General features: G+C 66.6%; 21 protein-coding genes, 1 tRNA gene, 1 pseudogene and 1 other annotated feature. Of the genes and pseudogenes, 16 read left to right on the forward strand and 7 right to left on the reverse strand.

The genetic code is table 11. The annotated features are described in order from the left end of the window. The first annotated feature begins 43 nt into the window (after positions 1-43). The 11 genes from Tther_RS08670 to Tther_RS08720 all read left to right on the forward strand — a co-directional run bounded on the left by Tther_RS08670 (position 44) and on the right by Tther_RS08720 (position 9,189). Positions 44-652, forward strand: coding sequence for an ATP synthase subunit I (locus Tther_RS08670; RefSeq protein WP_143902936.1), 609 nt, complete (start codon positions 44-46; stop codon positions 650-652). Further along, complete coding sequence (atpB, locus tag Tther_RS08675; RefSeq protein WP_143902938.1) at positions 642-1,526, forward strand: F0F1 ATP synthase subunit A; 885 nt, start codon at positions 642-644, stop codon at positions 1,524-1,526. Before Tther_RS08670 ends, atpB begins: the two co-directional genes overlap by 11 nt. A 46-nt stretch (positions 1,527-1,572) precedes the next feature. Continuing rightward, complete coding sequence (atpE, locus tag Tther_RS08680) at positions 1,573-1,818, forward strand: F0F1 ATP synthase subunit C (RefSeq protein WP_043702567.1); 246 nt, start codon at positions 1,573-1,575, stop codon at positions 1,816-1,818. A gap of 110 nt (positions 1,819-1,928) precedes the next feature. Further along, positions 1,929-2,399, forward strand: a complete 471-nt coding sequence (locus Tther_RS08685) for a F0F1 ATP synthase subunit B (RefSeq protein WP_143902940.1) — start codon at positions 1,929-1,931, stop codon at positions 2,397-2,399. Positions 2,400-2,429: 30 nt separating this feature from the next. Continuing rightward, positions 2,430-2,960 (forward strand): F0F1 ATP synthase subunit delta, encoded by a 531-nt coding sequence (locus Tther_RS08690; RefSeq protein WP_143902941.1) that lies wholly within the window; start codon positions 2,430-2,432, stop codon positions 2,958-2,960. A gap of 44 nt (positions 2,961-3,004) precedes the next feature. Beyond that, positions 3,005-4,561 (forward strand): F0F1 ATP synthase subunit alpha, encoded by a 1,557-nt coding sequence (atpA, locus tag Tther_RS08695; RefSeq protein WP_143902943.1) that lies wholly within the window; start codon positions 3,005-3,007, stop codon positions 4,559-4,561. 34 nt (positions 4,562-4,595) lie between these two features. Beyond that, positions 4,596-5,465 carry a F0F1 ATP synthase subunit gamma gene (atpG, locus tag Tther_RS08700; protein ID WP_143902945.1) on the forward strand — a complete coding sequence of 290 codons (870 nt, stop codon included), beginning with the start codon at positions 4,596-4,598 and terminating at the stop codon, positions 5,463-5,465. Positions 5,466-5,509: 44 nt separating this feature from the next. Next, positions 5,510-6,919: a F0F1 ATP synthase subunit beta gene (atpD, locus tag Tther_RS08705; protein WP_143902948.1), complete on the forward strand. Its 1,410-nt coding sequence runs from the start codon at positions 5,510-5,512 to the stop codon at positions 6,917-6,919. Between the two features lie 118 nt (positions 6,920-7,037). Beyond that, a complete protein-coding gene (locus Tther_RS08710) occupies positions 7,038-7,454 on the forward strand; it encodes a F0F1 ATP synthase subunit epsilon (protein ID WP_143902950.1) in 417 nt (138 codons plus the stop codon). Positions 7,455-7,571: 117 nt separating this feature from the next. Continuing rightward, positions 7,572-8,603, forward strand: a complete 1,032-nt coding sequence (locus Tther_RS08715) for a YheT family hydrolase (protein ID WP_143902952.1) — start codon at positions 7,572-7,574, stop codon at positions 8,601-8,603. Between the two features lie 19 nt (positions 8,604-8,622). Continuing rightward, entirely contained in the window at positions 8,623-9,189 is a 567-nt protein-coding gene (locus Tther_RS08720; RefSeq protein ID WP_143902955.1) for a DUF2946 family protein, read from the forward strand. Here Tther_RS08720 and aroQ read toward each other — a convergent pair. Further along, entirely contained in the window at positions 9,132-9,596 is a 465-nt protein-coding gene (gene aroQ / locus Tther_RS08725; RefSeq protein ID WP_143902957.1) for a type II 3-dehydroquinate dehydratase, read from the reverse strand. The two genes, Tther_RS08720 and aroQ, sit on opposite strands and share 58 nt — an antisense overlap. Positions 9,597-9,644: 48 nt before the next feature. Beyond that, a complete protein-coding gene (locus tag Tther_RS08730; RefSeq protein ID WP_143902959.1) occupies positions 9,645-10,154 on the reverse strand; it encodes a c-type cytochrome in 510 nt (169 codons plus the stop codon). A 240-nt stretch (positions 10,155-10,394) separates the two neighbouring features. On the opposite strand from Tther_RS08730, the gene Tther_RS08735 reads away from it, so the two are divergent. After that, positions 10,395-10,470, forward strand: a tRNA-Arg gene (locus Tther_RS08735). Positions 10,471-10,747: 277 nt separating this feature from the next. Here the strand turns inward: Tther_RS08735 and Tther_RS08740 are convergent. Further along, positions 10,748-12,000: pseudogene (locus Tther_RS08740) on the reverse strand (IS3 family transposase). Further along, positions 11,606-11,722, reverse strand: a sequence feature (AL1L pseudoknot). (Overlaps the previous pseudogene by 117 nt.) Before the next feature lie 73 nt (positions 12,001-12,073). Here Tther_RS08740 and Tther_RS13280 point away from each other — a divergent pair. Beyond that, positions 12,074-12,214, forward strand: a complete 141-nt coding sequence (locus tag Tther_RS13280; protein ID WP_185975044.1) for a hypothetical protein — start codon at positions 12,074-12,076, stop codon at positions 12,212-12,214. A 64-nt stretch (positions 12,215-12,278) separates the two neighbouring features. On the opposite strand, the gene Tther_RS08750 is transcribed toward Tther_RS13280, so the two are convergent. From Tther_RS08750 to Tther_RS08760, 3 genes are all read right to left on the reverse strand, one after another. Beyond that, positions 12,279-12,620: a type II toxin-antitoxin system RelE/ParE family toxin gene (locus Tther_RS08750; protein WP_143902962.1), complete on the reverse strand. Its 342-nt coding sequence runs from the start codon at positions 12,618-12,620 to the stop codon at positions 12,279-12,281. After that, the gene (locus tag Tther_RS08755) at positions 12,620-12,895 is read right to left on the reverse strand and encodes a type II toxin-antitoxin system Phd/YefM family antitoxin (RefSeq protein ID WP_143902964.1); all 276 of its coding nucleotides are present in this window, start codon (positions 12,893-12,895) and stop codon (positions 12,620-12,622) included. The genes Tther_RS08750 and Tther_RS08755 overlap by 1 nt, the downstream gene beginning before the upstream one ends. Before the next feature lie 171 nt (positions 12,896-13,066). Then, positions 13,067-13,720 (reverse strand): DDE-type integrase/transposase/recombinase, encoded by a 654-nt coding sequence (locus Tther_RS08760; protein WP_221934013.1) that lies wholly within the window; start codon positions 13,718-13,720, stop codon positions 13,067-13,069. A gap of 279 nt (positions 13,721-13,999) precedes the next feature. Here Tther_RS08760 and Tther_RS08765 point away from each other — a divergent pair, with 279 nt between their 5' ends. After that, positions 14,000-14,947: an IS481 family transposase gene (locus tag Tther_RS08765; RefSeq protein ID WP_143902967.1), complete on the forward strand. Its 948-nt coding sequence runs from the start codon at positions 14,000-14,002 to the stop codon at positions 14,945-14,947. 60 nt (positions 14,948-15,007) lie between these two features. Here Tther_RS08765 and Tther_RS08770 read toward each other — a convergent pair whose 3' ends face one another. Then, positions 15,008-16,114 carry a substrate-binding domain-containing protein gene (locus Tther_RS08770; protein WP_143902969.1) on the reverse strand — a complete coding sequence of 369 codons (1,107 nt, stop codon included), beginning with the start codon at positions 16,112-16,114 and terminating at the stop codon, positions 15,008-15,010. Between the two features lie 74 nt (positions 16,115-16,188). Here Tther_RS08770 and Tther_RS08775 point away from each other — a divergent pair, with 74 nt between their 5' ends. After that, entirely contained in the window at positions 16,189-16,926 is a 738-nt protein-coding gene (locus Tther_RS08775; RefSeq protein WP_143902971.1) for an ABC transporter permease, read from the forward strand. Further along, positions 16,923-17,759 carry an ATP-binding cassette domain-containing protein gene (locus tag Tther_RS08780; protein ID WP_143902973.1) on the forward strand — a complete coding sequence of 279 codons (837 nt, stop codon included), beginning with the start codon at positions 16,923-16,925 and terminating at the stop codon, positions 17,757-17,759. Before Tther_RS08775 ends, Tther_RS08780 begins: the two co-directional genes overlap by 4 nt. The last annotated feature ends 87 nt before the right edge of the window (positions 17,760-17,846 follow it).

Consider the following 17,846-nt stretch of genomic DNA (forward strand, 5'->3'; position numbering starts at 1 on the left):
CAGGTCAGCGTCATTCGGTCTGTCGAAAATCGCAGGTTTGGCGGTGTCAGCCGATCACAGTGTCTCCCCCCATCCGCCGCAGCGCGGCCATGCAGCGCCGACGTCGGAGTGGGAGGATGAGTGGGCAGATGGGGGCGATGCGCTGCCGTTCAAGGCCCTGTCGCGCGAAGAGGCGCAGCGCTGGCGCGAACGGCATCCGGCGCCCTCCGTCTGGCGCGTGCTGGCGTGGCAGGCGGGGCTGACGGTGGCGGTGACGGCGCTGTCGGCCGTGCTGGTGGTGCTGTGGTGGCCGGGGCGGTGGGGCGTGGTGGCGTCGGTGGCCTATGGGGGCGTGTCGGTGCTGGTGCCGGCCGCCGTCATGGCGTGGGGGATGACCTCCAGTGCGCTGGCGCGCTGGTTGCGGGCGGCGGCTGCCGGGGTGCCTCGGGCGTCGCTGGTCGGTTGGTTGTGGTGGGAGGGGGTCAAGGTGGCGCTGGTGCTGGCCATGCTGGCGACCGCGCCGCGCTGGATCCCTGACCTGAGCTGGCTGGGCCTGGTGGTCGGGCTGGTGGTGGTTCTCAAGTCGTACTGGCTGGCGTGGATCGCGCGGCCGGCGGCGCGGGGGCCGATCGGTTTGTTCAAAAACGGGAATGGGATGACGAATGGCAGCTGAAGGACATGGACCGACTGCGGGTGAGTACATCCGCCATCACCTGACGCACCTGACCAATCACGGGGACAAGCAGTCCAGCATCGTCGATTTCTCCTACATCAACCTGGATTCGGTCGTCATCGCGGCCGTCCTGGGGTTGTTGGCGGTGTTCGTGCTGTGGCTGGGCGCGCGGCGGGCGACCGCGGGTGTGCCGGGGCGCTTCCAGGCCGCGGTCGAAATTTTGGTGGAGATGGTCGAAAACCAGGCCAAGAGCGTGATCCACAACGCGGCCAGCCGCAAGGTCATCGCCCCCATGGCGCTGACCGTGTTCGTGTGGATTTTCTTCATGAACTTCATGGACATGCTGCCGGTGGACCTGTTGCCCAAGATGTGGGAAGGGATCTACGCGTCCATGGGGCATGACCCGCACCACGCGTACCTGCGCGTCGTGCCGACCGCCGACCTGTCCACCACCCTGGGCTTGTCGACCTCGGTGCTGCTGATGTGCCTGTACTACAACATCAAGATCAAGGGCCTGGGTGGCTGGGCGCACGAACTGGTGACGGCACCCTTTGGCACCAGCAAGAACCCGTTCTGGGCGCTGCTGCTGGGTGTGGTGAACTTCCTGATGCAAATGATCGAGTTCGTGGCGAAGACCGTCTCCCACGGCATGCGGTTGTTTGGCAACATGTTCGCGGGTGAGCTGGTGTTCATGCTGATTGCGCTGCTCGGCGGCTACGCTGCGCTGTCCTTCAGCGGTGGCTTGCTCTTCGTCGGACATCTGATCGCCGGCACGGTGTGGACGCTGTTCCACATCCTGGTGATCACCCTGCAGGCGTTCATTTTCATGATGCTGGCCCTGATCTACCTGGGGCAGGCACATGATGCGCACTGAGTTCGTTTCCCCCTAAACCTTCCTCTCAACCTCAAAAGGAACCATCATGGAAAACATTCTGGGTCTCGTTGCTCTGGCTTGCGGCATCATCGTCGGTCTGGGTGCCATTGGCGCGTCGATCGGCATCGCCCTCATGGGTGGCAAGTTCCTCGAGTCCTCCGCTCGTCAGCCCGAGCTGATGAACGACCTGCAGACCAAGATGTTCATTCTGGCTGGTCTGATCGACGCGGCCTTCCTGATCGGCGTGGCCATCGCGCTGCTGTTCGCGTTCGCCAACCCCTTCGCGATCTGATCGTCCTGCGGTGAGGAAGGGTGCGCCCGGGGCAGTCCCGGGCGCACGCCGATCGAACCCGGCAACCTCTCGCTCCACTCCCCTCCGCACACATTCAGAAAGGCGTTGCGATGAACATCAATGCAACCCTCTTTGCGCAGGCCATCGTCTTCGCGATCCTGGTGTGGTTCACGATGAAGTTCGTGTGGCCGCCGATCGCCAAGGCGCTGGATGAGCGTGCGCACAAGATTTCCGAAGGTCTGGCCGCCGCCGAAAAGGCCAAGACCGAGTTGGCCATTGCCAACAAGCGCGTCGAGGATGCGCTGGTGCAATCGCGCAACGAGTCGGCCGCGCGGCTGGCCGATGCCGAGCGCCGCGCCCACGCCATCGTCGAAGAAGCCAAGGCGCGCGCCGCAGAGGAAGCCGCCAAGATCATCGCCGCCGCCAAGGCCGAGGCCGAGCAGCAGGCCGTGCAGGCGCGCGAGGCGCTGCGCGAGCAGGTGGCGGTGCTGGCCGTCAAGGGCGCCGAGCAGATTCTGCGCCGTGAGGTCGACGCCGGCGTGCACGCCGAGCTGCTGCAGCGGCTCAAGACCGAACTCTGAATCCCGAACCGCGCGTCCGAAGGTTGAACCATGGCCGAACTAGCCACCATTGCACGACCCTACGCCGAAGCGCTGTTCAAGGCCGCTGGCGCCCAGGCGGCTGACGCCTGCGTTTGGCTCGACGAGCTGGCCGTGATCGCGTCGCAGGATCCCCTGCAGGCCTTTGCGGCGGACCCCAAGGTCCGTGCCGAACAGGTGTTCGACGTCATTGTCGGCATCATGAAGGCGTCGCTGCCGGACATCGGCCGCAATTTCCTGCGCACCGTCATCGACAACGACCGCGTGGCCGCGTTGCCCGAGATCGCGCGCCAGTTCCGTGAGCGGGTCAACGCGCAGCGCGGTGTGGCAGACGCCACCGTCGAGAGCGCGTTCCCGATCGACGACGGCCAGCTCCAGGAGCTCCAGGGCGTCCTCGAAAAGCGCTTCGGTCGTCAGCTGCGCCTGCAGGTGCAGCTGCGCCCCGAACTGATTGGCGGCGTGCGCGTGGTGGTGGGCGATGAGGTGCTGGACACCTCCGTCAAAGCCCGTCTGGAACAAATGCGTGTGGCGCTGACGGCCTGACGGCTGGCCCAACGCCCTGTCGAACCCCCGAAAAGGAAAGCGTCATGCAACTCAATCCCGCTGAAATCTCCGAACTGATCAAGTCCCGCATCGAGGGGCTGGCCCCGTCGGCCGACGTGCGCAACCAGGGCACCGTCGTGTCCGTGACCGACGGGATCGTGCGCATCCACGGTCTGTCGGATGCGATGCAAGGCGAAATGCTCGAATTCCCCGCGGGCAAGGACGGTCAGCCCACTTTCGGCCTGGCGCTCAACCTCGAGCGCGACTCGGTCGGCGCGGTGATCCTGGGCGAGTACGAGCACATCTCCGAAGGCGACACCGTCAAGTGCACGGGCCGCATTCTGGAAGTGCCCGTGGGGCCCGAGCTGATTGGCCGTGTGGTCGATGCGCTGGGCCGCCCCATCGACGGCAAGGGCCCGATCAACGCCAAGCTGACCGACGTGGTCGAAAAGGTGGCCCCGGGCGTGATCGCGCGCAAGAGCGTGGACCAGCCGGTGCAGACCGGCCTCAAGGCGATCGACTCGATGGTGCCGATCGGCCGTGGCCAGCGTGAGCTCATCATCGGTGACCGCCAGACCGGCAAGACCGCGGTGGCCATCGACACCATCATCAACCAAAAGGGCCAGAACATGGTCTGTATCTACGTCGCCATCGGCCAGAAGGCGTCGTCGATCAAGAGCGTGGTGCGGGCACTGGAACAGCACGGGGCGATGGACTACACCATCGTCGTGGCGGCTTCCGCGTCGGAGTCGGCGGCGATGCAGTTCCTGGCGCCGTACTCGGGTTGCACGATGGGCGAATACTTCCGCGACCGCGGCCAGGACGCCCTGATCATTTACGACGACCTGTCCAAGCAGGCCGTGGCGTACCGCCAGGTCTCGCTGCTGCTGCGCCGTCCGCCGGGGCGTGAGGCCTTCCCGGGCGACATTTTCTACCTGCACAGCCGCCTGCTGGAGCGCGCCGCGCGGGTCAACGCCGACTACGTCGAGAAGTTCACCAACGGCGAGGTCAAGGGCAAGACCGGGTCGCTCACCGCGCTGCCGATCATCGAAACGCAGGCCGGCGACGTCTCCGCCTTCGTGCCGACCAACGTGATCTCGATCACCGACGGCCAGATCTTCCTGGAAACCAACCTGTTCAACGCCGGTATCCGTCCCGCGATCAACGCCGGTATCTCGGTGTCGCGCGTCGGTGGTGCGGCGCAAACCAAGCTGATCAAGAGCCTGTCGGGCGGCATCCGGACCGACCTGGCGCAGTACCGCGAGCTGGCGGCGTTTGCGCAGTTTGCCTCCGACCTCGATGAGGCCACCCGCAAGCAGCTCGACCGCGGTGCCCGCGTGACCGAGCTGCTCAAGCAGCCCCAGTACAGCCCGCTGCCCATCAGCCTGATGGCCGCGTCGCTCTACGCCGCCAACAAGGGCTACCTGGACGACATCGACGTCAAGAAGGTGTTGCCGTTCGAGGCCGGGTTGCACGCCTACCTCAAGGACAAGCACGCGGCGCTGCTGGACAAGCTCGAGACGCAAAAGGCCATGGACAAGGACGCCGAGGCCGAGCTCGACGCTGCCATCCGCGCCTTCAAGCAGACCGGCACCTACTGATCGGCCCGGCAGCGGACCGTTTCAAGGAGCAGCTATGGCAGCAGGCAAGGAAATACGCGGCAAGATCAAGTCGGTGGAAAACACCAAGAAGATCACCAAGGCCATGGAGATGGTCGCCGCCTCCAAGATGCGCAAGGCGCAAGAGCGCATGCGCACGGCCCGCCCGTACAGCGAGAAGGTGCGCCAAATCGCGGCGAACCTGAGCCGGGCCAACCCGGAGTACGTGCACCCCTTCATGGTCGAGCACCCCGACGCCACCGTCAGCGGGATGATCGTGGTGACCACCGACAAGGGCCTGTGCGGCGGCCTCAACACCAACCTGCTGCGCGCGGTGACCAACCAGTTCCGCGAGCTGCAGTCCAAGGGCCAGACCGCCCAGGTGGTGGCCATCGGCAACAAGGGCCTCGGGTTCATGAACCGCATCGGCGCGCAGGTCGTCTCGCACGTCACCGGGCTGGGCGACACGCCGCACCTGGAGCGTCTGATCGGTCCGGTCAAGGTGCTGCTCGACGCCTACGCCCAGGGCAAGCTCAACGCGGTCTACCTGTGCTACACCAAATTCATCAACACGATGAAACAAGAGCCGGTGGTGCAGCAGCTGCTGCCGCTGTCGGCGCAGGACTTGCAGCAGGGTGACACGGGCTACGACTGGGACTACATCTACGAGCCCGACGCCCCCACCGTCATCGACGAGCTGCTGGTGCGCTATGTGGAGTCGCAGGTCTACCAGGCGGTGGCCGAGAACATGGCGTCGGAGCAATCGGCGCGCATGGTGGCCATGAAGGCCGCCACCGACAACGCCGGCAACCTGATCAACGAGCTCAAGCTGGTCTACAACAAGACCCGTCAGGCCAGCATCACCAAGGAGCTGTCCGAAATCGTCGCCGGCGCTGCGGCGGTTTGATGTCGCCGGGTTCTCGTCTCTCTCATCTCGACAAGGTTTCAATCATGGCTCAAGTTCAAGGCAAGATCGTTCAGTGCATCGGCGCCGTGGTGGACGTGGAATTCCCGCGCGACCAGATGCCCAAGGTGTATGACGCGCTGAAGATGGAGGGCTCGCCCCTGACGCTGGAAGTGCAGCAACAGCTCGGCGACGGCGTGGTGCGCACCATCGCGCTGGGCTCCTCCGACGGCCTGCGTCGCGGCATGACCGTCTACAACACCAACGCGCCCATCACCGTGCCGGTGGGCAAGGCGACGCTGGGTCGCATCATGGACGTGCTGGGCAACCCCATCGACGAGCGCGGCCCGATCGACCAGTCGCTGACCAGCTCGATCCACCGCAAGGCGCCCGCCTACGACGAGCTCTCGCCCTCGACCGAACTGCTCGAGACCGGCATCAAGGTGATCGACCTGATTTGCCCCTTCGCCAAGGGCGGCAAGGTCGGTCTGTTCGGCGGCGCCGGCGTGGGCAAGACCGTCAACATGATGGAGCTCATCAACAACATCGCCAAGGCGCACTCGGGTCTGTCGGTGTTCGCGGGCGTGGGTGAGCGCACCCGTGAGGGCAACGACTTCTACCACGAGATGATGGAGTCCAAGGTGGTCGTGGCCGACAACCTGGGCGAGTCCAAGGTGGCCATGGTGTACGGCCAGATGAACGAGCCTCCGGGCAACCGTCTGCGCGTGGCGCTCACGGGCCTGACGATTGCCGAGTCGTTCCGCGACGAAGGCCGCGACGTGCTGTTCTTCGTGGACAACATCTACCGCTACACCCTGGCCGGTACCGAGGTGTCCGCGCTGCTGGGCCGCATGCCCTCTGCCGTGGGCTACCAGCCGACGCTGGCCGAGGAAATGGGCAAGCTGCAAGAGCGCATCACCTCGACCAAGGTGGGCTCGATCACCTCGATCCAGGCCGTGTACGTGCCCGCGGACGACCTGACCGACCCGTCGCCGGCCACCACCTTCGCCCACTTGGACGCGACCGTCGTGTTGTCGCGTGACATCGCGGCGCTGGGTATTTACCCCGCGGTGGACCCGCTGGATTCCACCAGCCGCCAAGTCGACCCCAACATCGTTGGCGAAGAACACTACAACACCACCCGCGCCGTGCAGGCCGTCCTGCAGCGCTACAAGGAGCTGCGCGACATCATCGCGATTCTGGGTATGGACGAACTGTCGCCGGAAGACAAGCTGGCGGTGGCGCGCGCGCGCAAAATCCAGCGCTTCCTGTCGCAGCCGTTCCACGTCGCCGAGGTGTTCACCGGCCAGCCGGGCAAGTACGTCCCGCTGAAGGAGACCATCCGCGGCTTCAAGATGATCGTCAATGGCGAATGCGACCACCTGCCCGAGCAGGCCTTCTACATGGTCGGCACCATCGACGACGCGTTCGAGAAGGCCAAGAAGCTGGCGGGTTGATGGGCCATGCCGGCCGTGCTGCGGGCCCGCGCCTGGTGCGGGCCACGACAGCGCAGCGGCAAGGCTGGCTTGGCGCCGTGCGCCCCGACCGCCCGCCTAGCGCAAAGGAGTTCTTGAGATGAATACGATTCAAGTCGAGGTCGTGAGCGCCGAAGAGTCCATCTTCAGCGGTCCCGCCAAATTCGTGGCCCTGCCGGGCGAGGCGGGCGAGCTCGGCATTCTGCCGGGGCACGTGCCGCTGATCACCCGCATCAAGCCGGGTGCGGTGCGCATCGAAAAAGCCGACGGCGAAGAGGAGTTCGTGTTCGTGGCCGGTGGCATCCTCGAGGTGCAGCCCAAGGTCGTCACCGTGCTGTCCGACACCGCGATCCGCGGCAAGGACCTGGACGAAGCCAAGGCCAGCGAAGCGCGCAAGGCGGCCGAAGAGGCGCTCAAAAACGCCAAGAGCGACGTGGATTTGGCCAAGGCCCAGTCCGAGCTGGCCATCATGGCCGCGCAGATCGCGGCGCTGCGGCGGTTCCGCCAGAAGCGCTGACCCGCGCCCGCCTCGGTGGCGGCTTGGTGTGCCGCGATGCGCCATCCGCCACGTGTTGCCCACAACACCGCCCCCGGGGGCGGTGTTGTCGTTTCTGCGTCATCGTGCCCGTTGGACATGACGGCGTGGCCGCGCCCGCCCTTCTGGCAGTGGGAGGGGCACCTGCAGACCATCGGCGCGGCGCTGTGGGCGCGGCGCACGGTGCCTACTGGCCAGAGCCGCCCTGTCGCGCCCCTGTGGCAGCGTGAGCGGTGGGACACGCCCGATGGCGACTTCGTCGATGTCGATACCATCGTGCCGCCGAACGCGCGCGCCCTGGTGGTGCTGTTTCATGGGCTGGAAGGCTCCTCGGCCAGCCATTACGCGCAGGCCTTTGCCGCCGAGGCGCAGCGCCGCGGTTGGGCGATGGCCGTGCCGCATTTTCGTGGCTGCTCGGGCGAGCCCAACCGTGCGCCACGGGCCTACCACTCGGGCGACCATGCCGAGGTGGACTGGATGCTGATGCGCGTGGCGCAGCGCTGGCCCGCGTGGCCGCGCGTGGCGGTGGGGGTGTCGTTGGGCGGCAATGCGCTGTTGCGCTGGCTGCAAGAGGCTGGCAGTCACGCCGCGGTGACCGTGGCGGCCGCAGCGGCGATCTCGGCGCCGCTAGACCTCATGGCCGCGGGGGCGGCGATCGATCGGGGGCTGAATCGCGTCCTGTATGCCCGCATGTTTTTGCGTACCATGCGGCGCAAGGCGCGCGAGAAGTGGGCGCAATACCCCGGGCTGTTCGACCTGCAGCGGGTGCTGGCGGCGCGCACGCTGCGCGCCTTTGACGATGCCTTCACGGCACCGCTGCACGGCTTTGCCGGGGTGGACGATTACTGGCGGCGCGCCTCGAGCAAGCCGCATCTGCGCGCCATCCGGGTGCCGACCTTGGTGCTCAACGCGCGCAACGATCCCTTCGTCCCCGCGACCAGCCTGCCCGTCGCCGGCGAGGTGGGTGACTGGGTGCAGCTGTGGCAACCCGAGCGCGGTGGCCACGTCGGCTTTGCCCAGGCGGCGACGCGCTGGGACTGGCGTGGTGAGGTGGGCGCTTTGCCGCGGCGGGTGCTGCCCTGGCTGGCGCGCGCCGCGGGTTGGGCCGACGGTGCCACAATGGACGCCTGAGACGACAGGGCTGGTGCAGATGGACGACATCGTCAAAGCCGCGATGGCCAAATGGCCCAACGTGCCCGACTGCTATGGCTGGCTGGGGTTGGATGCCCGTGGGCGTTGGTGGATGCGCGACGAGCGCGCCCAGGCCGCAGGCCCGTTTGCGGGGCCCCAGGCCACCCCGGCCAGCCAGGGTACCGAGCTCAAACACGAAAAACTCATCGCCTTCATCGGGCGCAATTACGCCGTCGACGAGCAGGGGCGGTGGTTTTTTCAAAACGGGCCGCAGCGCGTGTACGTGGAATTGGAGCTGACGCCATGGGTCTGGCGGCTGATGCCCGATGGCGCGGTGTGCAGCCACACCGGCGTGGCGGTGACGCCGGGCGCGGCCTGGCTGGATGAGGCCGGGCGACTGTATCTGGACAGCGCCATGGGCCTGGGCGTGGTGCACAGCCAGGACATGCACCTGGCCGCAGAAGCGGTGGAAGCCGGGCGTTGGTTGCCCCAGCCGTGCATGGCCGCGGAGTTGCCGCAGCGCTACGGTTATGAGCTCAGCCCAGCCGCCTGGCGGCGCGCCAGCGCGTCGAGTGCGAGCAAATAGCCGTCGGCGCCCAAGCCGATGATACTGCCCGCGGCAACCGGCGCGATCCACGAGTGGTGCCGAAACGCCTCGCGCGCGTGCACATTGGACATGTGCACCTCGATCACGGGCATGGGGGCCACACCCTTGATGGCATCGTGCAGCGCAATGGATGTGTGGGTGTAGGCGCCAGGGTTGAAGACCACCCCCAACGCCTCGCCCTGGCGGTGCAGTGCCCCCCACGCGTGCAAATGATCGAGCAGCACACCCTCGTGGTTGCTTTGGGCGCACTCCACGGTGAGGCCCAGCGCGCTACCGTGTGCGCGGCAGCGCGCTTCGAGCGCGGCCAGTGTGTCCGCGCCGTAAATGCCAGGCTCGCGCGTGCCCAGCAAGTTCAAGTTGGGTCCGTTGAGGATGAGGACGCGCATGGAAACGGTGCCGATGCCGCGCAGCCAGCGCCACGCGTGGCGCGCGATTTACTTGCCTTGTTCGGCCGGCGCTTGCGGCTCCGGGAAGTTGGCACCACCCTGGTTGGCCATGTAGGCGACCGCGCGCGCAATTTCCAGATCGCGGAAGGCGCCACCCCCTTGGGCACCCATGGCCCCCTTGCCCTTGAGGGCAGAATTCAGCAGCGTGTCAAACCCCTGCGAAATGCGCGGGGCCCACGCCGCTTTGTCGCCAAACTTGGGGGCGCCGACCAACCCGGCGGCGTGGCAGGCCGCGCACTGCGCCGCGTACACGTCCGCGCCACTCGCCAAGGGGCGGTTGGCGTCGCGGATTTCCACGGTGCCGACTTTTTGGATCCGCTGCGCCGTGGCCAGCTCCGGGTTGACCGCGCCAGCCTGGGGCTTGTCCGCCTTGGTGACGTAAAACACCAGACCGATGATCAAAAACACGGGGACAACGAAGGCGAAAAACGCCGTCCACCACAGTTGCTTCGGGGTCTTGATCGGGCCGGTGTGGCTGTCGTGGGCATGCTCGCTCATGGTGTCCCTTCGAAGGCGTGAAGCAGAGAACGATGGGGCAACCCGCGCATCCGCGGCAAACGCGCGCGGGGCCTAACCTATCGATTATATCGGGAGGCCCGCGCGCGCCGCGCCGTGGGCGGGTGATAGAATGCCCACCTTGGACTGCGGCTGTAGCTCAGTGGATAGAGTGTCGGCCTCCGAAGCCTATGGTCAGCTTCATCGGGTGCGATAATTTGACCATAGGCCTTGTGCCCAACAGCGGCTGTAGCTCAGTGGATAGAGTGTTGGCCTCCGAAGCCAAAGGTCGTGGGTTCGATCCCCGCCAGCCGCGCCAAATCAAGCACTTACGTGAACGTGTGGCACTGAACCGGCTATCCGCACGCCGGTTCGGCCAGTCACCGTTGTAAAAAACACCCGAAAGCTCCATAGGCAGACTTATGGTCTGCCCCGCGCGCCTCGTTTGGCTGTGGCCCAACCATGGCCCACGTGTGGCCCATGGGTTTTCTGCCCGTCCCCGGTTTTGACCACAAGTCCCGTGGCCCAGGTTTTCACGGGCGTCTGCACTGTGCAAGCTGTGTGAACCGCCCCGGGAATCGAGGAGGCTGTTGGGTTTAAGTTGACGCCTGCATCGAGGTGTCGCTGACGGCGAGTTGCCGCCAGTAGTCAGCCTGCAGCTTCTGCCGGCGGGATGCCCCCAATCGGCGTGAGCAGTCGGGTGTGGTTGAACCAGTGCACCCCTTGCAGGGTGGCCATTTCCACGGATTCCCGCGTCTTCCAGGGTCCCCGGCGGTGAATCAGCTCGGCCTTGTGCAGCCCGTTGATGGTCTCGGCCAGTGCGTTGTCGCGAAACTCCGTTTTCATAGCTGTGGCCCCGGCTGCCGACCGAGGGTTGGATGCTGGCCTTGGCCAGTCGCTCGGTGTAGCGAATGCAGAGGTATTGCGAGCCCCTGTCACTGTGATGGACCAAGGCGTTGGCAGCGGGTCGCCGCTCATAGAGCGCTTGCTCCAGCGCATCGAGCACCAAGTCGGTCTGCATGGTGCGACTGACCCGCCAGCCCACGATGCGCCGGGCGTACACGTCGATGACGAAGGCCACGTAGAGCCAGCCCTGCCACGTGCTGACGTAGGTGAAGTCCGACACCCACAACTCGTTGGGCCGACTGGCGTGAAAGACCCGGTTGACACGCTCCAGCGGGCACGGCGCTGCCTTGTCGGGCACCGTGGTGCGCACCGTCTTGCCACGGCGTGCTCCCTGCAGTCCCATGACACGCATCAGGCGCTCGACCGTGCAGCGCGCGACCTCGATGCCCTCGCGGTGGAGTTGCAGCCAGACCTTGTCGGCACCGTAGACCTGCCAGTTGGCGTGCCACACGCGCTGGATGTCGGCCATCAGGGCCTCATCGCGCTCAGGCCCGCTGGCTGCGCAGTTGCGGCTGCCGCCTGCGGGCGGCATGGCGTCGGTAGCACGACGGGGCCATCTGCACCACGCGGCAGATGGGCTCGACCCCGTACAGATGGCGGTGCTGGTCGACCAAGCGCTTCAGTTCTTCAAACGGCGGTCGAGCTCCGCCTGGGCGAAAAACGCGCTGGCAGCCTTGAGGATGTCGTTGGCCCAGCGCAGTTCTCGGTTGTCGCGTTGCAGTTGCCGCAGTCGCTCGCGCTCGCCGCTGGTCAGTCCCTCGCGCTGGCCGGCGTCGACTTCCTGGCGCTTGACCCATTCGAGCAGCGTCTGCGGCACGCAGCCAATCTTGGGCGCAATCGACTCCACCGCCGCCCACAGCGAGGGGTACTCGCCCCGGTGCTCTTGCACCATGCGCACGGCGCGCTCGCGTACCTCGGGTGAGAACTTCGATGCCTTGTTCATGGCTCCATCTTCTCAAGCGTTGGAGCCTCCTCAAAACCCGGGGCGGTTCACAAAGGCGAGGACAGGATTTTTTATGAACGCGCGTCAGTTCTGCTCCAGCACAGCGACATTGCAGGTATCCGGCGCCAAGGCGCTGCGGCGGTGGCGATTGACGCGCCCTGCGGTCTGGATGATGGAGTGCATGCTGGAGGGCTCGATGATGGTGTTTGGTTGACCCCGCGAACCCGCCCTTACTGTGATGCATCGGAATAGATCGGGACTGTGCGGGATGCAGCGGGTCAAGCGCCCAGCAGCCGGCGCGCCAGCACCGACTGCATGTCACGCCGGCCATCGACGATCAGGTAGATCACGACCCGGCTGCCCAGGATGCGATAGATCACCCGGTAGGGCTTGAATGCCGTCTGGCGGTAGTCCTTGATGCCCAGCGCGACGAGTTCCTTGGGATAGCTGCCGCGCTCAGGAAACTGGGCGAGCCCCTCCACGACTTCCATCAAGCGGTCGAGAACGTGGTTGGCGTTGGCCACACTGTCGAACTCGGCGATGTAATCGTAGAGCGCTTCCAGGTCCTGCTCTGCACCCTCCGTGAGCAGGACCTCGTAACGCGTCGGCCTGCCAGCCATCAGGTCGTGGCCCGCCTCGCGCGCAGGCGCGCCACCACGTCGGCAACTGGCTTGATCCGGCCCGCCTCCACGTCCTGCTGCCCGAGCGCCAGGATCTTCAGCATAGCTAAGGTCTCCTGTGTTTCCTCGAAGGACGCAACGTCCTGCAGCACGGCCTTGGCTTCCCCGTTCTGCGTGATGACCAAGGGCTCCCGGTTTTCGGCCAGGTAGGTCAGCACCTCGGCGGCATTGGCTTTGAGGTAACTGATGGGCTTGACTTGGGATGAGTAGCGCACGGACCTGCTCCTTCAATCGAACAGGACTGAATATAGTCTTTAATTGGTCCTCTCACAACCCGCTGTATTCGTCCAGTACCTTTGGCACTCGGGGTGATGGGTGAGGAGCCATGGTATTGGGGGGAGCAGGCCCAGGCGATGGTGGGGGATGAGGGTGTTGTAGGCGACGAGTCAGTCGGCGAGTTTTGGGTTGAACAAGGCGAGGTCGGTAAAGAGCAGCTCCTCGTGCCAGTCGATGAACTGCTCCTGGACGGTGCGGCCGAAGCGCTCGGCATGGGCGTTCATCTTGGGGCGCTTGGGGTAGGTCCAGTAGTGGGTCAGGCCAAGGCGTGCGAGGGTTTGGTCGAAGGCGCCCTTGAACTCGGAGCCGTTGTCGGAGAGAAACAGCCGTTTGCGCGACGTATCCGCAGCAAGCCCTTGCACGAGGGCTTGGGCCACCTGCGCGCTGTGGCGGGCATGCTGGCTGGGAAGCGCCACGGCAAAGGCCGTGGCCGAGACAGGATCGATGGCGGTGAGCACATAGCGGCGCACGCCATCGCGGATGCGCTCGATGGTGTCCACAGCCCACAGGGTCAGCGGTGCAGCCTTGAGGTCTTGGGGTTTGCGCGCCTTGCGCGCGCAGCGCACGGGCTTGGGGCGGCCGCGCGCATCGAGCCGCTGGGGCACAAGGCGCATCTTGTCCGGCGCGCGGGAGATGATGCGGCCGATGGTGGACACCGACGGCAGGGCGATGCCCTGCGCGGCACACCAGGGGGCAAGCAAAACGTGGCGTTTTTCCTTGCCCAGGTTGGGGTAGAGCGTGCGCAGCCGCCGGATTTCGGTCACGAGCCGCGGGTCGGTTTGGGGCGTGCGCCGGCGCCTGGGCGCTGAGCAGCGGCGCGCAAGCGCTGCTGGGTTGCCCCCAGCGTTCTTGAGCGCCCTCTTCCAGCGCTAGAGGGTTGTGCGCGACACCCCGAAGGCACCGACCGTGGCGGCTAGGTGTCGCATCCCGGACGATCATATACTACCCTCGCGCCACGGCTACCTGCTCGCGCGCAGCGTTCTGGCTGAGCTTTTGGGCCCGCGCCGCAGCCGCAAGGCCGTCTGATACCGGGAGAGCCACGCATGATCACACGACGGCACAAGTGCGCCCGCACCACACCGCGCGTGCGCGCCGAAATCGCCGCCAGCAACGACTCCGTTGCCACGCTGGCACAGCGCTATGGCGTGTCGCCCGCGACGATACTCAAGTGGAGGCACCGCACCGACTTCGAGGACCGTCCCCACACGGCACATCGGCTTCAGACGACGCTCACACCCGCACAGGAGAAGATCGTCGTGGAGTTGCGCAAGACCTTGTGGCTCTCGCTGGATGACTTGTTGGCTGTCACACGCGAGTTCATCAACCCCGATGTGTCGCGCTCGGGGCTGGATCGCTGCTTGCGCCGCCATGGCGTGAGCAACCTCAAGGCGCTGCGACCGCAAGCGAGCAAGCCGGCTCACAGCCCGTTTGCGGCCTATGAGCCGGGCTTTGTGCACATCGATGTCAAGGTCCTGCCCCCGATGGCCGATGAGAAGAAGCGCCGCTACCTGTTCGTGGCCATCGACCGCGCCACGCGCTGGGTGTTCGTGCAGGTCAAGCCCGCCAAGAGCGCGCGTGCGGCACGGGCGTTTGTGGCTGCCCTCGTTCGTGCCTGCCCCATCCGGATCCGCACCATCCTCACCGACAACGGCAAAGCGTTCACGGACCGCTTCGTCACCAGCGGCGAGCGCACGCCCAGCGGGCAACACGTCTTGGATGCGCTGTGCGCGGCCCTGGGCACCGAGCATCGGCTCACCCGGGTGCGTCGGCCCCAGACCAACGGGATGGTGGAGCGCTTCAACGGCCGCATCGAAGAAGTGCTGCGAAGCCACCACTTCATCAGCGGCGAGGACTTGCAGCGCACCTTGCTGCGCTACGCTTGGCTGTACAACCACCATCTGCCCCAAGCGGCGCTCAACGCCCGCACGCCCATGCAAGCCATGAAGGAATGGCATCGCACGCATCCTCATCTGTTTCACAAAAGGCCATAGGATCGGCCGGGACTTGACAGTTAGGCCTCTGGTTGGGCGCGGTCGTTGTTTGCCTGTATTTCAGTGCGGGCCTTCCTGCCTTGGGTTCTTGAAGCGCCACCACGGCAGCTCGGCGCGCAGGCTGAGCACCTCGCCGCTGCGCCACGGCGCGTAGCCGGCCCATTGGGCCAGTTGCGCCTGCCAGGCGGGGGTGGCGAGCATCGCGCGCAGGGCGCGCACGGCAGGGTGCTCGAGCGCCGATTGCAGGCAGACAAGGTAATAGTGCTCGTCTGCCAGGGGCACAAAGCCCAGGCCGCGCGCACGGGCGGCGGCCTCGATGCCAAGTGCCGCGTCCGCATCGCCGGCGGCGACCACCTCGGCCACCGCACTGTGGCTGGTTTCGGCGCGGGGCAGGGCGGCCAGCGCGTCCTCGGGCAAACCCTCGGCGGCCAGCAGCTCGTGCAGCAGCACGCGCGTGCCTGAGCCGATGCTGCGCAGCACGAAGCGCGCCTGGCGCGCGGCGGCGTCGCGCAGGCTGGTCAGCCGCAACGGGTTGCCCGGCGCGACGATGAGGCCCTGGGTGCGGCGCGCAAAGCCGATCAGTTTGTGCCGCCCCGGCCGCAAGCGGTTGCGGTAGGCGCGCGCGCTGATGCTGTCGCGCGGCGCCTGTGGCCGCACGTGAAAGCCGGCCATGATGCAGCGGCCTTCGTTGAGTCCGGCGATGGCGTCGACGCTGCCGGTAAAGCGCAGGTCCAGATGCAGGCCGGCGTGGCGCGCCGCGTGGGCGCGCAGCGCCACGAGGGCGTCGTCGTGGCTGGCGTGCAGCGCCAGCCATTGAACGTTTGGATCGAAGGCGGCGGCAAACGCGTGTTCCAGCTCGGCGCGCAGCGCTTCGATCTGCGGCGCCAGCCGCGCCTGGGCTTGGCGCTCGGCCCACATCAGTTTCGCGCCGAATGGCGACAGGCGTGCGTGCTGTCCTTTCTCCCAAACGATGAGCGCCTGCCCCAGCTCCTGCTCCCAGCGCTTGAGTGCGCCCCAGACGTGGCGGTACGACAAACCGAGCGCGCGCGCTGCCGCCGAGATCGAGCCGTGTGCATCCACGGCGCGCAGCAGGTCGAACAACGGATGGCGCAGCAACGCCTCGCGGGCGTCGCGCCGCAAGGTGTAGTGGAGTTCAACCCTATGCACGGCAAAACATATCGCAGGAATGGGAACAGACGCCTACGATACCCGAGCCGTGACAACCGACCCTCTGCTGCCCCATGTCGACCATCTCTGAAAGCGCCGCCACGGCGCTGGCCTTGATCGTCTCTGGCGACGCCGAGCTATGGGCGGTGGTGGGCCGCTCGCTGGCGGTGAGCGCGAGCGCCTGCCTCATCGCCGGCGCCATCGGCCTGCCGGCCGGTGCGTGGCTGGCGGTGACCCGCTTTCGCGGCCGTGAAGCGGTGCTGACACTGCTCAACACCGCGCTGGCCATGCCGTCTGTCGTCGTGGGGCTGCTGGTTTACCTGCTGCTGTCGCGCAGCGGTCCGCTGGGGTTTTTGGGCTGGCTGTTCAGTTTCAAGGCCATGGTGCTGGCGCAGGCGGTGTTGGTGCTTCCGGTGGTGACGGCGCTGACCCGCCAGGCGGTGGAGGAGGTCGAGCGCACCCACGGCGAGCAGCTGCGCTCGCTGGGCGCACGCACCGCGTTGCGCGGGGCGCTGCTGGCGTGGGATGAACGCTACGCGCTGCTCACCGTCGGGATCGTTGCGTTTGGCCGTGCCATCTCGGAGGTGGGGGCGGTGATGATCGTGGGCGGCAACATCGAGGGCTACACCCGCGTCATGACCACGGCCATTGCCTTGGAAACCAGCAAGGGAGATCTGCCGCTGGCGCTGGCGCTGGGGCTGATTTTGCTGGCGGTGGTGTTGTGGCTCCACGCGCTGGTGGCGGTGTTGCGGCGCTGGCGTGAGCGGTTGGACCAGGGCGCTGTCGAAGCAACGGCCGTCCTCACAGCATGAAACGCGACGACACCTCGTGCGGGACTGCTGGCCATCGGTGCGATACGGCGCAGGCTGCGCGGCCGGCGGTTGCCGATGGCCCGCCCCCCGTTGTGTTCGACTTGGACCGGGTGTGTGTGCGGTTGGGGTCGGTGCTGGCCCTGCGGGATGTGTGCCTGCGGCTGCACCGGGGCGAGCGTGTGGCGCTGGTGGGTGCCAACGGCAGCGGCAAGAGCACGCTGCTGCGGCTGCTCCACGGCTTGCTCGAGCCCACCAGCGGGCGCATCGTGCGCGATGCGCCCGCGCGCCAGGCCATGCTGTTTCAGCGCCCCTACATGCTACGCACCAGCGCGCGCAACAACGTGGCGCTGGGGCTGTGGCTGGCGGGCATGCGCTGGGCCGAGGCGCAGCGCCGTGCCGCGCAGGCACTGGAGCGGGTGGGTTTGCGCGATGTGGCCACGCGCAACGCCCGCACCCTTTCGGGCGGGCAGCAGCAGCGCCTGGCGCTGGCGCGCGCCTGGGCGTCGAATCCCGACGTGCTGTTGCTGGACGAGCCCACCGCCAGTCTGGACCCGCGCGCCCAGCGCGACGTGGAGTCGCTGGTGGTGCAGTTTGCAACCGGCGCCGACGCACCATCGGGCGATGCGGCCGTCACGCTGGTGTTTGCCAGCCACAACCTCGGGCAGGTCAAACGCTTGGCCACGCGCGTGCTCTACCTCGAGCAGGGGCGGGTGCTGGCCGATCTTCCGGTTCAAGCGTTTTTCGAGGGGCCGCTGCTGCGCCAACGGTATCCGGCGGCCCATTTTTTCGTGAAAGGAGAATTGAATGGACGCCTCCCACCCCGTGAGCGCTGAACACGAGTTATCCACCGCGCCGGCCACCTGCGGTAGAGAAGGACCTGCGGCGCCCGGCGCCGTGGATAACTCTGCGAAGGTGGTGGG

Source organism: Tepidimonas thermarum (genome assembly GCF_007556705.1).
Lineage (GTDB): Bacteria > Pseudomonadota > Gammaproteobacteria > Burkholderiales > Burkholderiaceae_C > Tepidimonas > Tepidimonas thermarum.

What these genes read in the sequence shown, in the direction of transcription:
- atpB (WP_143902938.1), top strand. Translation starts at nt 642, where the DNA reads ATGGCAGCTGAAGGACATGGACCGACTGCGGGTGAGTACATCCGCCAT.
- atpE (WP_043702567.1), top strand. Translation starts at nt 1,573, where the DNA reads ATGGAAAACATTCTGGGTCTCGTTGCTCTGGCTTGCGGCATCATCGTC.
- Tther_RS08685 (WP_143902940.1), top strand. Translation starts at nt 1,929, where the DNA reads ATGAACATCAATGCAACCCTCTTTGCGCAGGCCATCGTCTTCGCGATC.
- Tther_RS08690 (WP_143902941.1), top strand. Translation starts at nt 2,430, where the DNA reads ATGGCCGAACTAGCCACCATTGCACGACCCTACGCCGAAGCGCTGTTC.
- atpA (WP_143902943.1), top strand. Translation starts at nt 3,005, where the DNA reads ATGCAACTCAATCCCGCTGAAATCTCCGAACTGATCAAGTCCCGCATC.
- atpG (WP_143902945.1), top strand. Translation starts at nt 4,596, where the DNA reads ATGGCAGCAGGCAAGGAAATACGCGGCAAGATCAAGTCGGTGGAAAAC.
- atpD (WP_143902948.1), top strand. Translation starts at nt 5,510, where the DNA reads ATGGCTCAAGTTCAAGGCAAGATCGTTCAGTGCATCGGCGCCGTGGTG.
- Tther_RS08710 (WP_143902950.1), top strand. Translation starts at nt 7,038, where the DNA reads ATGAATACGATTCAAGTCGAGGTCGTGAGCGCCGAAGAGTCCATCTTC.
- Tther_RS08715 (WP_143902952.1), top strand. Translation starts at nt 7,572, where the DNA reads ATGACGGCGTGGCCGCGCCCGCCCTTCTGGCAGTGGGAGGGGCACCTG.
- Tther_RS08720 (WP_143902955.1), top strand. Translation starts at nt 8,623, where the DNA reads ATGGACGACATCGTCAAAGCCGCGATGGCCAAATGGCCCAACGTGCCC.
- aroQ (WP_143902957.1), bottom strand. Translation starts at nt 9,596, where the DNA reads ATGCGCGTCCTCATCCTCAACGGACCCAACTTGAACTTGCTGGGCACG.
- Tther_RS08730 (WP_143902959.1), bottom strand. Translation starts at nt 10,154, where the DNA reads ATGAGCGAGCATGCCCACGACAGCCACACCGGCCCGATCAAGACCCCG.
- Tther_RS13280 (WP_185975044.1), top strand. Translation starts at nt 12,074, where the DNA reads ATGAACGCGCGTCAGTTCTGCTCCAGCACAGCGACATTGCAGGTATCC.
- Tther_RS08750 (WP_143902962.1), bottom strand. Translation starts at nt 12,620, where the DNA reads ATGGCTGGCAGGCCGACGCGTTACGAGGTCCTGCTCACGGAGGGTGCA.
- Tther_RS08765 (WP_143902967.1), top strand. Translation starts at nt 14,000, where the DNA reads ATGATCACACGACGGCACAAGTGCGCCCGCACCACACCGCGCGTGCGC.
- Tther_RS08775 (WP_143902971.1), top strand. Translation starts at nt 16,189, where the DNA reads ATGTCGACCATCTCTGAAAGCGCCGCCACGGCGCTGGCCTTGATCGTC.
- Tther_RS08780 (WP_143902973.1), top strand. Translation starts at nt 16,923, where the DNA reads ATGAAACGCGACGACACCTCGTGCGGGACTGCTGGCCATCGGTGCGAT.